We start from the raw sequence: 14585 nt of genomic DNA, 5'->3' as shown, positions 1-14585 counted from the left end.
TGGCCTTACCCTTCGGTCGGTCTGGCGAAAAATGAACACTTACTGCCTTTGTTATTAATCTAGAAGAAAAAATGCTTTTATCTCTGTTTCGTTAATTGATAATTAATTAAATTAAATTACATTAAATTACATAGATTAAATTTAGAAAAGATTATGAATTGAATTAAACCACCATTGATATAAATATGTAACCATGGTATTGTTAATAAAGAACAAGTGTAATTTTATGAAATTAATAAGAACCAATAGGTGCGTTTCTTAAGGAGGAAAATCATGATAACAGTTCAAGGGCTTGATTTTACTTATCCAAAATCAAATAAGGAAGCCATTAAAAAAATTGATTTTGATATAAAAAAAGGCGAAATATTTGGATTTTTAGGTCCAAGTGGGGCAGGTAAAACAACGACTCAGAGATTAATCATTGGACTTTTAAGAGGGTATGAAGGTAATGTTGAGGTGTTAGGTAAAGAAAGAAGATGTTGGGGAAAAGATTTCTATGAAAATATTGGAGTTGCATTTGATTTTCCAAATCTCTACATCAAATTAACTGCAGAAGAAAATTTGAAACTAATTCGTTCTTATTATAAAAACAAAACAGATAATGTCCAACAACTTTTAGATAAAGTGGGTCTATTATCTGATAAAGATAAAAAGGTTGAAGGCTATTCGAAGGGTATGAAGATGCGGTTGAATTTTATTCGTGCCATCATGCATGAACCTGAGTTGATGTTTTTTGATGAGCCAACCTCAGGACTTGATCCTGTCAATGCGAAGATTATAAAAGACATGATTGTTAGCCTTAAAGCCAGTGGAAAGACGATATTTTTAACAACCCACAATATGACAGTTGCAGAACAATTATGTGATAGAGTTGCCTTTATAGTGGATGGTAAAATCTCTGTTATTGATGAGCCCAAAAAGTTAATGCTCAAGCATGGAAAACATAATCTTAAGCTAGAATATGCAGATGCGGGGAAACTGATAGAGTCTCACTTTGAACTTCAAAACATTGGGCAAAATAATGACTTTTTTGAAATTATGAAGAATAAAGAAATTAAAACCATTCATAGCCAAGAAGCTACCTTAGAGGATGTATTTATTAAACTTACGGGGAGGGAGCTGCTATGAGACTATTGAATGCATTAAAAAGTGATATACTCTTTCAGTTTAAGCAGGGCTTCTATATTATTTATGTTGTTATAAGCATCTTATATATGGTGGCACTATCTTGGATACCACCATCAGGGCTAAAGTTTGTTGTTCCAATTGTTGTTTTTTCTGATCCTTCAGTATTGGGTTTGTTTTTTGTTGGTGGTATCATTATGCTTGAAAAGCTTCAAGGTGTCATTCAATCCATAGTTGTAACTCCACTTACTACCCGTGAATTTGTTCTATCAAAAGTAATTTCACTTTCAATCATATCTGTTCTTGCTGGTGTTGTGATTACACGACTTACTTATATTGATTCTGTGCAATGGGTAATTTTAATAATTGCTTTACTGCTAACGTCTTCCTTATTTACGTTGTGTGGTATAGTGATTGGAGCAAAATGCAAAACAGTTAATCAGTACTTGATGAAGACGGTACCTATAATGCTGGTATTGATTATACCTTGTTTTTCGATTATTGGTTTCAAATATACTTATTTTTTGACATTTATTCCAAGCGTCGCAGCACTAAGACTTATGTTAGGTGCATACCTAGGAATGGGTGGATTGGAACTGCTTTTTCTAATCAGTTATTTGATTTTCATTAATTATTGTGTTTTGCTGTACACGGAAAAAGTTTTTGATAAGTATGTTGTATTTGGGGGGTGAAGCTAATTATGAATATAGAGCACATAAAAAATGATTTCAAGCAGCTTGTAAGAGAACCTATGATGTTACTATTATTTTGCTTACCGTTAGTTATATTTGCGGTTTTCAAAGCAATGATCGTTTTTTTGATTCCTTTTTTATATGAATATATTGACTTTGATTTATCGGATTATTATTTGTATATATTGTCGTTGGTGTTAATACTGACACCAGGTATGCTGGGTATTGTTACAGGGTTTATGATGCTAGATGAGCGAGATGGTAAAATAGCAGAGCTGATGTCAGTAACGCCACTTGGAAGAAGTGGATATCTTTATAATAGGTTATCCTTTGCCTTTGTAGCAACGGTAATTTATACATTTATGGGCTATTTTATTGTAGATATTTACAAGCTTCCCTTATTAGTTGTTTTTCTGCTGTCAGTTTTACTAGGGATATTTTCAATGATATTAGGTATGATTATATTTACAATAGCTACAGATAAGGTAAAGGGACTAACTTATGCAAAAGGTCTTAACATTATGTTGTTTTTTTGCCTGACAGATCTATTAAATGAAAGATGGTTGACTAATTTTTCTATGCTTTTTCCAACTTATTGGATAACTGAGATTATACAAAATCCAAAATCCCTTCAAGTATTTGGAATAGCATTATTTGTACATTTACTTTGGATAGGGAGTATTCTGAGGAGAGATTATCGTAAGTCAACAATATAATGAAACAATGATTATTGTACGAAAAACAGGATGGGTATGATTCGGACTGTCGATAAAAGCATTTTTTCAGATAGGTGTACTTATTAAAGGCAGTAAGTGTTCATTTTTCTGGCCTTACCCTTCGGCCGGTCAGGCGAAAAATGAACACTTACTGCCTTTGTATTAATCTGGAAGAAAAAATGCTTTTATCTCTGTTTCGCAAGTGATAATTAATTAAGTCAACAACCTGACAGCCGATTTTCTTGGTAAAGACAAAAGTTGAAAGCTAGTCCTCTAAAGGTGGTATAGAGAATTTCTGTATTGTTCAATTCGGATTAAACCAGAAAAACATTGAAAGATTATGACAATTCAGATAAGATTATATTAAGTATTGAATGATTCACAGTAAGGATTAGATTACTAGTGAAATAGTTGCGGGTGGTAAATAATTTACGTGATTTCGAGGGAGGATTTATAGATGAAGATATTAGTTATTAACGGGGCAAGAAAGGCTGGAAATACAGTAGAAGTAGTTAGGTATTTCGAACAGATGTTTAAAAAAGAGTCTGAGAAGGATGGTAAATTAACATTTGATTTTGAGCATCTTTATCTTAGTGATCATCATATAGATTTTTGCATTGGTTGTCACCAATGTATTTTTTATGGTGAAGACAAATGTCCTCATGCCCTAAAAGTGAAGGAAATAGAAGAAAAAATATTGCTAGCAGATGCCATAGTTTTAGCATCGCCAGGGTACATGTTCAGTGTAACGGGTATTATGAAAAATTTCCTTGATCATGTCGCCTATAATTGTCATAGACCTAAGTATTTCGGAAAAAGAGCTTTCCTCATTTCTAGTTGTACCAAGTGGCAAACAAAGGGTGTCTTTATTCCAATGGAAACTTGGGCAAGTGCAGCTGGTTTCAATGTAGTAGATAAAGTTTACGTGGATATTTTACCTTTCCCTATGAGCAAAGTAGAACTAGATAAAAGAAGAACCAAGCTTGAAAAAGCGGCGCATAGCTTTTATAAAGCAATGATTAGACCTAGTACATTAAAACCTAAGTTTGGAGAAATATTTGTTTTTCATGTCTTTAGAGTGATATGTAAAATAGCACCCCAAATTTTACAGGCAGATTTAAGATATTACGAAGAAAAAGATGCTTTTAATAAAGATACAAAATGGTATGTTCCAGCTCAAGTATCTTCTTTTAAACATCATATGGCAAATTTTTTAGAAAAGAAAATGAGGAACACAATTAGTAAAATGGTAGATTACGAAAAGTTATTGACCGTAGAAAAAGGATTTAGAAATAAACTATAAATACAGGAGTAATCATTATAGAGTTCGATGGTTTTTATGAGGTTACATATACTATAAGTAAAATAAAATTAGCAAAGTTACAATACCTCCGCATTCGCTACGGTTTCGTAACTGAATGTAAGCTTTGCATGGACATCGGTGGGGCTTGAACCCCCACCGATAATATAAGAAGTGGGGGATTTCTTATATTATCGGTTAAAATATCTGATTCAATTTCAGGTGTTTTTTTGTTGTGTAGATAGGTAGTATGAGTGATAAACACGTTCTACATTTGGTGGCATATATTAGTAAGGTCAGGTTCTTATGATACATACAACAATTAAATAACTGGATGTACATAAAGCCATTATTAAAACAAAACGTGAATATAGCTGAATAGGAAAGAAGGGATTATTTGAGAATTCTTCATGGAACTATGGAAATTGCCAATCAAATGCATATTATAGTTGAAGGTCTCAAGAAAGTTGGTGAGGATGCGAAAGCAATTAATTATTATCCTAATTATTTAGGATATAAATCCGATATGGTCATGAATATTAAATCATTCAGTAGTATTCTTGAAGCAAATGAAGCAACAAAATTACTTGCTTCTAGAATAATTGCAGATGTTGACGTGTTTCATTATCATTTTGGCACTAGTTTAACATTAGATGGTTCGGACTTACCCTTGCTTAAAGAACTTAATAAGAAAGTAGTCATGCATCATTGGGGATCTGACGTTAGGATATATTCTCAGGCTGTTAAGTTAAGTCCATTTGTAAATGTAAAATGCTTAAAGGAAGATGCAATTAAGCGTCGATTAGAACAACTTGCTAAATATATTGATACTTGTATTGTGAGTGATTATGAACTATATGAATATGTTAAGGACTATTATTCGAATTTAGTCATTATACCTCAAGCAATAGATCTAAATGAGTTTAACCAAATAGAAGAACCTAGTAAAAATAAAAAAATAACAATTGTTCATGCTCCGACAAGTCCAGAAATAAAAGGTACAATCCATATACTTCAAGCAATTGAAATGTTACAAAGCAAATATGATTTCGATTTCAAACTTATTCAAGGAATATCATATGAAGAAGCCAAAAAAACATATGTAAATGCTGATATTATTATTGATCAAATACTAATAGGCTCTTATGGATTATGTTCCATCGAAAATATGTCGTTTGGCAAACCTGTTGTATGCTATATTAGTGATTTTATGCAAGAAAAATACCCAAGAGAATTGCCAATTATTTCGGCTAATCCAACTAACATTAAGGAGAAAATAGAATTTTTATTGAATAATAGAGATTGCTTAAGTGATATAGGAATGAAGTCAAGAAAATACGCAAAAAAGCATCATGACATTAATAAACTAAGTAGAAGATTCATAGAGTTATATCAAGTAGATTAATTTTGGGGGTAAGTATGATAAGAGGTAAAAGAATTTTCTTAACAGGCGGAGCCGGTTTTATCGGAACTAAACTATGTGCAGTGTTGTGTGAAAATAATGATATTGTGATATATGATAATTTGAGAAGAAACTCTATAAAAGATACAGATTTACTAAGTAAAGCAAATATAAATCTCATTCAAGGTGATATACTCGATTACGAGCATGTAAGTGAAGTGCTATGCAAGTTTAAACCTAATATTATAGTTCACTTAGCTGCGATCGCAGGAATAGATACTGTTATAAAGAATCCAGTAGAAACGATGAAGGTAAATATGATTGGAACTTATAATTTACTAGAAGCACTAAAAGAAAATGCAAAGAACATAGACAGGATAATTGAAATTTCAACCTCTGAAGTATTTGGTTCCTATGCATTCAGAGTAGACGAAGAAGATACGACGAATTTACAACCAGTTGGAGAAGCTAGATGGACGTATTCAGTTAGTAAATTAGCAGGTGAGCATTTAGCTCATAGTTATTACAAGGAGTACGGTTTTCCCGTTGTATCCATTAGGCCTTTTAATGTTTATGGACCAGGACAGGTAGGAGAAGGAGCAATTCATCAATTCATTTTAAGAGCTATAAAAAACGAAGAAATCTTAATACATGGAGATGGTGATCAAATACGCTCTTGGTGTTATATAGATGATTTTATATGTGGACTAATGCTTTGTTTAGAAAAAAAAGAAGCCATTGGGAGTTCTTTTAATATAGGAAATCCACGAGGAACAATTACGATTTCGATGCTTGCACAGCTAGTGAAAAGTATTGCATATTCTAAATCTAATATAAAATATGTACCTAAAAGTTATGTGGATGTTGAACTCAGAATACCAAGTATTGAGAGGGCTAGAAAGGTATTAGATTTTGAACCAAAGATTGACTTAACAAAAGGATTAGAAAAAACAATTGCTTGGTATAGGAGTATTTCGTCGTGATAAAATTAGCTGATCCAGAAATTGGTCAAGAGGAGCTTGAAGAAATAAAGGCTGTATTAGCTTCAAAATGGCTTGCCCATGGAGAATGGGTAGAGGCATTTGAAAGTTTGATTTCAAAATATTTAGAAGTAAGTCATGTAATTGCGTTAAGTAGCGGAACAGCAGCTTTACATCTTGCATTACATGCCTTAGATATAGGTCCTAAGGATGAGGTTATTGTTCCTGATTTTACTTTTCCTGCATCTGCAAACGTAGTTGAGTTAGTTGGCGCAAAAACGGTTTTATGTGATATATGTGAGGATACATTTTGTATTGATACTTCTAAAATTGAAAAGCTAATTACTGGAAAAACGAGAGCAATCATGCCAGTTCATGAATTCGGTCATGTAGCGGATATGGATCAGATTATTGAGTTATCAAAAAAATACCATTTATCGATTATAGAAGATGCTGCATGTGCGCTTGGGGCTGAGTATAAGGGCGTTAAAGCGGGTACTTTAGGGGATGTTGGTTGTTTTAGCTTTCATCCTCGAAAAGTCATAACAACAGGAGAGGGTGGCGTGGTTGTAACCAATAATACTAAGCTTGCAATTAAGCTTAGGCTTCTCAGAGATCACGGAATGTTAAATACTGAAGCGGGTAAAGTACTTGTTATGCCAGGCTACAATTATCGTATGACAAATATACAAGGAGCTATTGGGAAGGCTCAGATTCCAAAACTACAGAATATTATTTCTAAAAGAAGATTGCTTGCAGAAAAGTATTTTCAAATGTTAAGTGATTTAGAAGAAGTTAAAATACCGATTTGCAAGGAGTATTGCAAGCATGTTTATCAAACTTATCATATTCTTCTTAGTAATGGTATCAATAGAGATAAAGTTATGAAAGCATTAAAAATGAAAGGAATCGAAACAAATATCGGAGCATACGCGGTTCATTTACAACAATATTATTTGGAAAAGTATAGTTACAACTATAGCGCATTTGGAAATTCAATAAATGCATATAAACAAGGGCTTGCGTTACCAATGCATACATACCTTTCGGTAGAAGATATCGAATATGTTGTTTCGAATTTAATTGAAGTTATGAGGGAATAATCATATGGAATTTGATCAATCTATAGAAGAATATTTGTGTGAAAAAAGAAATAAAATGCTTAAGGAATTCAGTCGTGTATTACCTTCTAATGAACTACTATTTGATCGATGGGAAAAGGCTAAATTATTAAAATGTGGTGAAAATACAACAATTTATGATAGTAGTGTCATTATGGGAAATATAAAAGTAGGTGCTAACGTATGGATTGGACCTTTTACTGTAATTGAAGGTATAAATGGAATTGTAACGATAGGAGACTTTTGCCATATATCAAGCGGTGTTCAAATTGTTACACATGATTCTGTTGAATATGTATTAACAGGAGGTAAAGCTGAATTTAAAAAAGGTGATATACACATCGCTAATAACAGCTATATTGGAGGTATGAGTATTATAACAAAAGGTGTATCTATTGGTAATCATTGTGTAATTGGGGCAAATAGCCTTGTAAATATGAATATACCGGATTTTACAATTGCACATGGAACACCAATAAGAATTGTAGGAAAGGTAATCGTCGATGAAGAAAAAGTAAGATTTGAATATTAATATTCAAATCTTGCGGCACTTATTGAAGCGGTAAATGAACTGCATTCTCCTTCTGCTGAGGTATAAGTGAGTACGACCGAGCATAGTGGATTCGAACTTATTGCAAAGGTTTCATTATCTGTTATTTGAGTTGTATGAAGACCGTTAATAGCCACTCTCGTTGTTCCTGCTATGATGTTACCAATTATGACAACTGTTCCTGACAAGCCTGGTAAGCCAATGGCCTCCCATATTGTATTGGTACTGGTTTTATTTAGTTGAAAGGGTATGCTTGTAAAGCCATATGTTTTACTATTTACGATAAAACATGCTGACGCATTAGCAGTTCCACCACAACATTTATTTATCCCATAAATTAACCTCCTTTTAAAGTGAATACCAACAAGAATCTCCACAAGAAAATTTTGTGGCATGTTTCTTATGGGGTGTTGGTTCTAACTGGTAATGAATAATGATTTGATAACTAGCATAAGGGCAGATAGTATTATCAGATCTATTACTCAATTGTATCTCAATAAGGAGAACATTTGATACTGTTATAGTTCTTTCTTCATGAGGGGCTATTTCTATTAAGGTGCACTTTTCTTTTTCTATTTCCATTCTTATTTTCATAAAGTTATCTGATATATTTTGTATTTTAATTGTAACCGCAGCACTTATATTAATTGCTTGCCAAATAATATGATAATGACTATCCTTTAACTCGATATTGCCAGCAAGATTTTCAGTAATAATACAGTCAGTCGTAAACATGATTATCTATCCTCCCTTAACTTTTATTAGGTAAATCCCATTGTGAGGGTAAAGCGATTATTCATCATTGGTAGAACTTAATCAACTAAAGTTCAAGTTTGTTTGCTGCAAGAGAAAGCGTTAACGTTGACGCTACACCAGCTGCACCAGAGTCATATGTAACAGTTATGCTGTTGAGTTGATCAACAGATCTTGTGAATGTTGCATTATCAGTTACTGCAATGGTATTAAGACCATTAATTAAAACGCCCATTGTTGCACCAGTACCTATATCAGTTCCTATAATGACGACAGTTCCCATTAACTCGTTAGTCAAATCTATTGTTTCCCATATTGTAGTATTAGTGGTTGTAGAGAATTGGAAAGGTACACTTTGAAATCCTGTTTCCCTACCAGTACGATTTAATGTTGCATCAGCAATACCAATACCAGTTTGAATTTGTCCCATAATGTCACCTCCTTTTTAAAATAATAATGTTTGAGCTAAAATATCCTAATTCTTTATAAAAATCGCTTTACCGACATGAGGGTTGTACAAAAATATCTCTTATTGAGTTAAGATATCTCAATACATAATATGGTTTTTGGGTTAAGCTTGTGACTTATATTAATTGGTTATTATTGGAGTACGGTTATGGTTGAATTAGAAGTGTGTAACAAAGCAATTAGTCAGATAATAAACTAGTACTATATAAGTTGTTTTATGCTGGGAGGGTAGTAATGAATGAACTAAGTATCATAATACGAACTAATGAGGAGGAGCTTAAGAATTATATTGAAGTGTTAGAACAACTCCTTCTTAATGAAAATCCAGAACTCATTATCATAAGCAATGAAATAGATTCCCTTGATATTCCATATAGACATTGTATATATAAGTATTCTGAAAATGATTGCAATTTTAAAGATTTTTGTTTTGCATCATCACTTGGACAGAAAATAATGATTATTGAAGAAGGGCTACAACTCAATGAAGAACTGATTCAAGAAATAATTGAATTACTTGAGAAGGAAGATCTCTACAATATGACCTTAAATATAAAAAGCTATCTGTGTAAAGATGAGTCGCTGTTTTTTATTAGAGAAGAAGTGATAATTTACAATAGATGTATAAGAGGCTTCAATAAAAACATGGGCATTACGATGGAGGATTTTAGTTTAATTAATAATCACTTCAATATAGAAACAAATTTAATAAAGCTTCTGCAAGGTAACTATTATAATGAAATTTCCCTGTGGTACGAAGCTTATATTCTAACGCTTCCACCCAGCCTTCAACTTGAATTCTGTATTTTATTAGAAAAGAATATGCTCATGATTGAAACAGTAAATCAAGTTAAACTTAATAATCAATTTTTACATTTAAACATAAAAAATCATTATTTAACATATTTGAAATTTGGGAAGATTTTTAGAGAAGATAAAAATATATGTCATAAAACATTATTAAAACACATTACAAAGATAGGCTTGAGTGAAAAGGAAGTGTACTATTGCTGGTTATTAAAAGACTTTGTAATGGAAAAAGTTATACCTGATTTTATGATTTATCTTAATATAAACATCCAAAAAGCCCTGATGAATCATCTTTTAGACAATGACTTGAATGCAGCGGAATATATTTATCAGTTCATTATTAGCTATTATGAAAAAATGAATGACTTTACTAGCCAAGAAGTATTTGTAGAATACCTCTATATTCTAAAGACATACCTAGATTATATGAGTGATAAATCCGATGAACCTTTGAAAAAAGAAAAGATTTTAAAGGTATTAAATATATATATAGATTGTTACAATAATTTTTATTGCAATTGTGACACAGAAAAATATTTGGAATACTATACAAGTGACAGCTTATTTATAAATAAAATGAATGAAGTAAATGAGTTGTTAAATAATCAACAGATTGAAATGGCGATTGATCTTTTAAAGAGTATCAGTACCTATTATCCAGAAAGAATGAATGTCATATATTTTTATATTCAGAAGTTAAGATGTGAAAATAGTAGATATCCCTATACTTTAAGTATTTGCATGATTACAAAAAATGAAGAAAAGAATTTAGATAGATGCTTATCAAGTCTAAAACCACTTATGGATTCGGGTTTAGCGGAAATCGTAATTGTTGATACAGGTTCTGATGACAATACCTTGGAAATTGCCAGAAAGTATACTAACAATATCTATTTATTTTCGTGGAACAATAATTTTTCTGAGGCTAGGAATCGTAGCACTCTTTTTGCGGAAGGAGAATACTTATTTGTAGTAGATGCAGATGAAGAATTTGAAAAAGCTGAAATCGATAAGCTAATTGCTGAATTTTCACAAGAGAATCATAAAAAACACAATACCTTTACGTTAAGAGTAAAAAGCTTTACCAATGTAGAGTGCACACAATATGGGGTTATCACACAACAACGTATATTCAGAAATAGTGGCCAATTTCATTATGCAAGTTCTATACACAATCAACCTATTTGCAATTCTCCGACTAAAAACATGGATATTGTAATACTTCATTATGGCTATATTATGACAGAGGAGGTTAGAGAGAAAAAATTTAACAGAACAGCATCAATGCTCATTAAGATGCTCGAGAAAGTTCCAAGAAACATCTACTACAGATGTCAATTGAGTTCTAGTTATTTTATGTATGGGAATTTAGCTGAGGCATTAAAGCAAGTAGATATCTATATACGGCTCATTAAAGAAAATAAGTTAATCAAAGGCGTCATGCTGATGTATTATAATAACGCTGCAATCATTTACCTAAGAAGTTTACGATATGATGATGCAGAAACAATCATTCATATGGCACTTTCAATTCAACCGGACTATATTGATTTTATTTACTATAAAGCGTTTATTTCTTTTGTTAAGAAGGAGTACGAAACCGCATTATTACATATGAATAAATTCCTTGAAATGAATAAAAATTTCTTGAATTTAGAAGTTTCTAACAATGTTATGTATACTTTTTATACAGTTGGGAATCAGGATAACATTTTAAGAATGATGATTATTTCACATTATTATTTAGGCAGATATGAAGAGTGTTTGAAAAAGGTATATGAGATAGAGGACATTATAGTTTTAACAAACTGCCTTTTTGAAATTATTAACGCATATTTCTATACAGGTAGATATACAGAACTTGCACAGTTTTATAATGCTAAAATAACTGGTAATGAGAAAATGGAGTTTATATTTAAATATTTTTTATTAGATCAACTTCTTGATTGTTCAATTGTAGAAGTTGATAAATGCTTGGAAGTACTTGTGTCAGAAAAAGTCAAGCAAGAGTTAATTGAAGCTTTGAAAGTAAAAATGAACAATAAAGAGCAGCAGGATGAAGAGGATAGCTTGGATTTGATAAGCAAGTATTATATGGATGGAATGGAATTTAAAAGTGCTTATAAAATATACTTAAGAATAATACCTAAATTAAAAAATATAAAGGTTGTAACTCTGTCTAATACTTTTGAATTAAAAAGAATGAAAATAGTCTTACAGCATATTTTGCATCGTACAGATAGCTTTATTGGTGCTTCTTTATTAACCAACGAAGAGCTAATTCATATTTTTATGAAATATCTTAACATTTCCTTAAAGCTAATCAACTTACATGAAATACAATTTCTTGAAATGAAAGAAAGATTGTTTATCATTAAAATCATGCCTGTTATGTCAGGGAAAATAGCACATAAGTATGCAATTCAATATTTAAGTGAAGCGGTAATGAGTTATTGTGAAATGGGTGGAATAGTAAGTCAAATTGCTAACGCTTTTTCATATAGTGATATTAATAAAAAAGAGTTTTCTACAGGTACGAAAAAGAATTTAGAGTCTAGAAAAAATGAACAGAAATCATTAATAGATGAAATCAATAAAACAATACCAGAGACAAAAGTTGATAAGGGAATCAAAGTGCTACATGGCACTATGGATCTAACCAGCAGATCAATAAAATTATCAGAAGCCCTAAATGCAAAGGGTATTTACACAAAGGTATTCAATTACTTACCTAATTATACGAATCGAGCATCTGACTTTGAAATAGATATTACTTTTTTTGAAAAAGATAAAAACAAATTAAATCATACAATAGATGCAGCGTTAAAGCTCATTCCATTATTTGATGTTTTCCATTTTCATTCCTTTACATCGCTTACCCTTGATCATTCGGATTTAAGTGTTCTAAAGGAATTGAATAAAAAGGTACTGATGCACTTTTGGGGGCAAGATGTAAGGTTATATTCAAAGGCTTCACAATTAAATCCTTATGTAAAAATGACCTCAATTCAAGAGGAACTTGATATTATAAATAGAATGAAATACTTCTCTAAATATGTTGAGTGCTGTTTGGTTAGCGATTACGAACTTCGTGAATACGTAAAAGATTACTTTGAAGATGTAAGACAACTGAATTTAATCATTGATTTAAAGAAATACAAACCTAAAGATGAAGTTGATCATAATAAGCTATTTACCATTGTACATGTTTCCAGTACTCCGGAATTATATGGAACGAAGTACGTTCTGGAAGCAATCAATGAATTAAAAATATTTTATGATATAAACTTTAAGCTTATACAGGAAATATCACCGGAAAATGTTATCACAGAAGCGGACTTGGTTATTGACCAACTTCTGATAGGTAGATATGGACCAACATCTGTTGAGGCAATGGCTTTAGAAAAACCAGTTATTTGCTGGATAAGTGACTTTATGAGAGAAAAATATCCAAAGGAGCTTCCCATTATTATAGCCAATCCGGATAATATAAAAGAAAAAATAACCTTCGTTCTGGAAAATAGGGATATGCTAAAAAATTTAGGTATTCAAGGTAGAAGTTATGCAGAAAAATATCATGACAGGGACAAAGAAATTTTAAAACTTATTGAAATATATAAAAAGCTATAAAAGCTATAAAAATGTAAAACCTATAAAAACTATAAAATATGTGATGGGGAGATTCATAGTGTGTAATGTATTAAAAAATAAAAAAATCTGTGTTATCGGAGCAGGTCGATGGGGTCAAAACCATATAAGAACACTACATGAAATGGGAAATTTAGCTGGAATTGTAGAAAATGATCCCAACCGCTTATCAGAGAGTTTATTACAATATAACGTTGTCAAAGGTTATCAAAATGTAAAAGACTCTTTAAGGGATAATTATGATGGTTATGTAATTGCAACACCAGCTCAGACACATTATGAAATAGGAAGTCAATTATTAAAACAAAAAAAGAATGTCTTAATTGAAAAGCCAATTGCTCTTTCAACGATTGATGCAAATAGATTAATTTGGTTATCTCAAGTTTTTGAATGTAAGCTAATGGTAGGGCATTTGCTTTTGTTTCATCCAGCAATTAAAAAAATCAAGGAGTTAATTGATCAGGGGAAAATTGGTAAGCTTTTATATCTTTACTCAACACGTTTGAATATGGGTACAGTTCGGACAGAAGAAAATGTATTTTATTCATTTGCACCTCATGATATATCTGTTATTAATTATTTAATAGGAACGACACCTATTAGCATGAGTGCTGAGGGTGGCTGTTTTCTACAACAGAATATACATGATGTTGTTATGGCAAGTCTCACATACCCTAATAATGTGAAAGCACATATATTTGTTTCTTGGCTATATCCTTTTTTGGAGCGTAGATTAATTGTAGTAGGCGATAAAGGTACACTTGTATTTGAGGATTCGAACGCAGAACAAAATATTGTTTTTTATAATAAAAGTATTGATTGGGAAAACGCTTCTCCTATCGTAAGAGTAGCTGATACAGAGCACATTGATTATGAAAAATCCGCTCCACTTAAAAATGAGCTAGAGTATTTTGTTAAAAACCTTGACGCAGATATAACAGTTGCGGATGGGCAGAGTGGTTATGAGGTTGTAAAAATACTTGAAGAGGTATCAAAACAACTTAACCTAAAGTGTTAGGT

At 31.6% G+C, this 14585-nt stretch carries 13 protein-coding genes; 10 read left to right on the top strand and 3 right to left on the bottom strand.

Translation table 11 applies throughout. The features are described from left to right. The first annotated feature begins 273 nt into the window (after positions 1-273). The 8 genes from CVU84_00420 (at position 274) to CVU84_00385 (ending at position 7868) form a co-directional block, all read left to right on the top strand. Positions 274-1128, top strand: coding sequence for an ATP-binding protein (locus CVU84_00420; protein PKM96214.1), 855 nt, complete (start codon positions 274-276; stop codon positions 1126-1128). Beyond that, the gene (locus CVU84_00415; protein PKM96213.1) at positions 1125-1817 is read left to right on the top strand and encodes an ABC transporter; all 693 of its coding nucleotides are present in this window, start codon (positions 1125-1127) and stop codon (positions 1815-1817) included. The genes CVU84_00420 and CVU84_00415 overlap by 4 nt, the downstream gene beginning before the upstream one ends. An 8-nt stretch (positions 1818-1825) precedes the next feature. Beyond that, positions 1826-2533 (top strand): hypothetical protein, encoded by a 708-nt coding sequence (locus CVU84_00410; GenBank protein ID PKM96212.1) that lies wholly within the window; start codon positions 1826-1828, stop codon positions 2531-2533. 457 nt (positions 2534-2990) lie between these two features. Continuing rightward, positions 2991-3836 (top strand): hypothetical protein, encoded by an 846-nt coding sequence (locus CVU84_00405; protein ID PKM96211.1) that lies wholly within the window; start codon positions 2991-2993, stop codon positions 3834-3836. A gap of 415 nt (positions 3837-4251) precedes the next feature. Next, positions 4252-5238, top strand: coding sequence for a transferase (locus CVU84_00400; GenBank protein PKM96496.1), 987 nt, complete (start codon positions 4252-4254; stop codon positions 5236-5238). Positions 5239-5252: 14 nt separating this feature from the next. Further along, the gene (locus CVU84_00395) at positions 5253-6218 is read left to right on the top strand and encodes an epimerase (protein ID PKM96210.1); all 966 of its coding nucleotides are present in this window, start codon (positions 5253-5255) and stop codon (positions 6216-6218) included. Further along, positions 6215-7318, top strand: coding sequence for a glutamine--scyllo-inositol aminotransferase (locus CVU84_00390; protein ID PKM96209.1), 1104 nt, complete (start codon positions 6215-6217; stop codon positions 7316-7318). Before CVU84_00395 ends, CVU84_00390 begins: the two co-directional genes overlap by 4 nt. 4 nt (positions 7319-7322) lie before the next feature. Beyond that, on the top strand, positions 7323-7868 hold the full coding sequence (locus CVU84_00385; protein ID PKM96208.1) for an acetyltransferase: 546 nt from the start codon (positions 7323-7325) through the stop codon (positions 7866-7868). Here CVU84_00385 and CVU84_00380 read toward each other — a convergent pair. The 3 genes from CVU84_00380 to CVU84_00370 form a co-directional block, all read right to left on the bottom strand. Next, positions 7865-8281, bottom strand: a complete 417-nt coding sequence (locus tag CVU84_00380; GenBank protein ID PKM96207.1) for a hypothetical protein — start codon at positions 8279-8281, stop codon at positions 7865-7867. The two genes, CVU84_00385 and CVU84_00380, sit on opposite strands and share 4 nt — an antisense overlap. After that, a complete protein-coding gene (locus CVU84_00375) occupies positions 8235-8621 on the bottom strand; it encodes a hypothetical protein (protein PKM96206.1) in 387 nt (128 codons plus the stop codon). The genes CVU84_00380 and CVU84_00375 overlap by 47 nt, the downstream gene beginning before the upstream one ends. A gap of 85 nt (positions 8622-8706) precedes the next feature. Then, positions 8707-9069, bottom strand: coding sequence for a hypothetical protein (locus CVU84_00370; protein ID PKM96205.1), 363 nt, complete (start codon positions 9067-9069; stop codon positions 8707-8709). Between the two features lie 272 nt (positions 9070-9341). On the opposite strand from CVU84_00370, the gene CVU84_00365 reads away from it, so the two are divergent. Continuing rightward, complete coding sequence (locus CVU84_00365; GenBank protein ID PKM96204.1) at positions 9342-13547, top strand: hypothetical protein; 4206 nt, start codon at positions 9342-9344, stop codon at positions 13545-13547. Between the two features lie 43 nt (positions 13548-13590). Further along, positions 13591-14583: an oxidoreductase gene (locus CVU84_00360; protein ID PKM96495.1), complete on the top strand. Its 993-nt coding sequence runs from the start codon at positions 13591-13593 to the stop codon at positions 14581-14583. Positions 14584-14585: the final 2 nt, after the last annotated feature.

The sequence above is a fragment of the Firmicutes bacterium HGW-Firmicutes-1 genome, assembly GCA_002841625.1.
Taxonomy (GTDB): Bacteria; Bacillota; Clostridia; order Lachnospirales; family Vallitaleaceae; genus HGW-1.
This window is presented reverse-complemented; position numbering and strand designations above follow the sequence as displayed.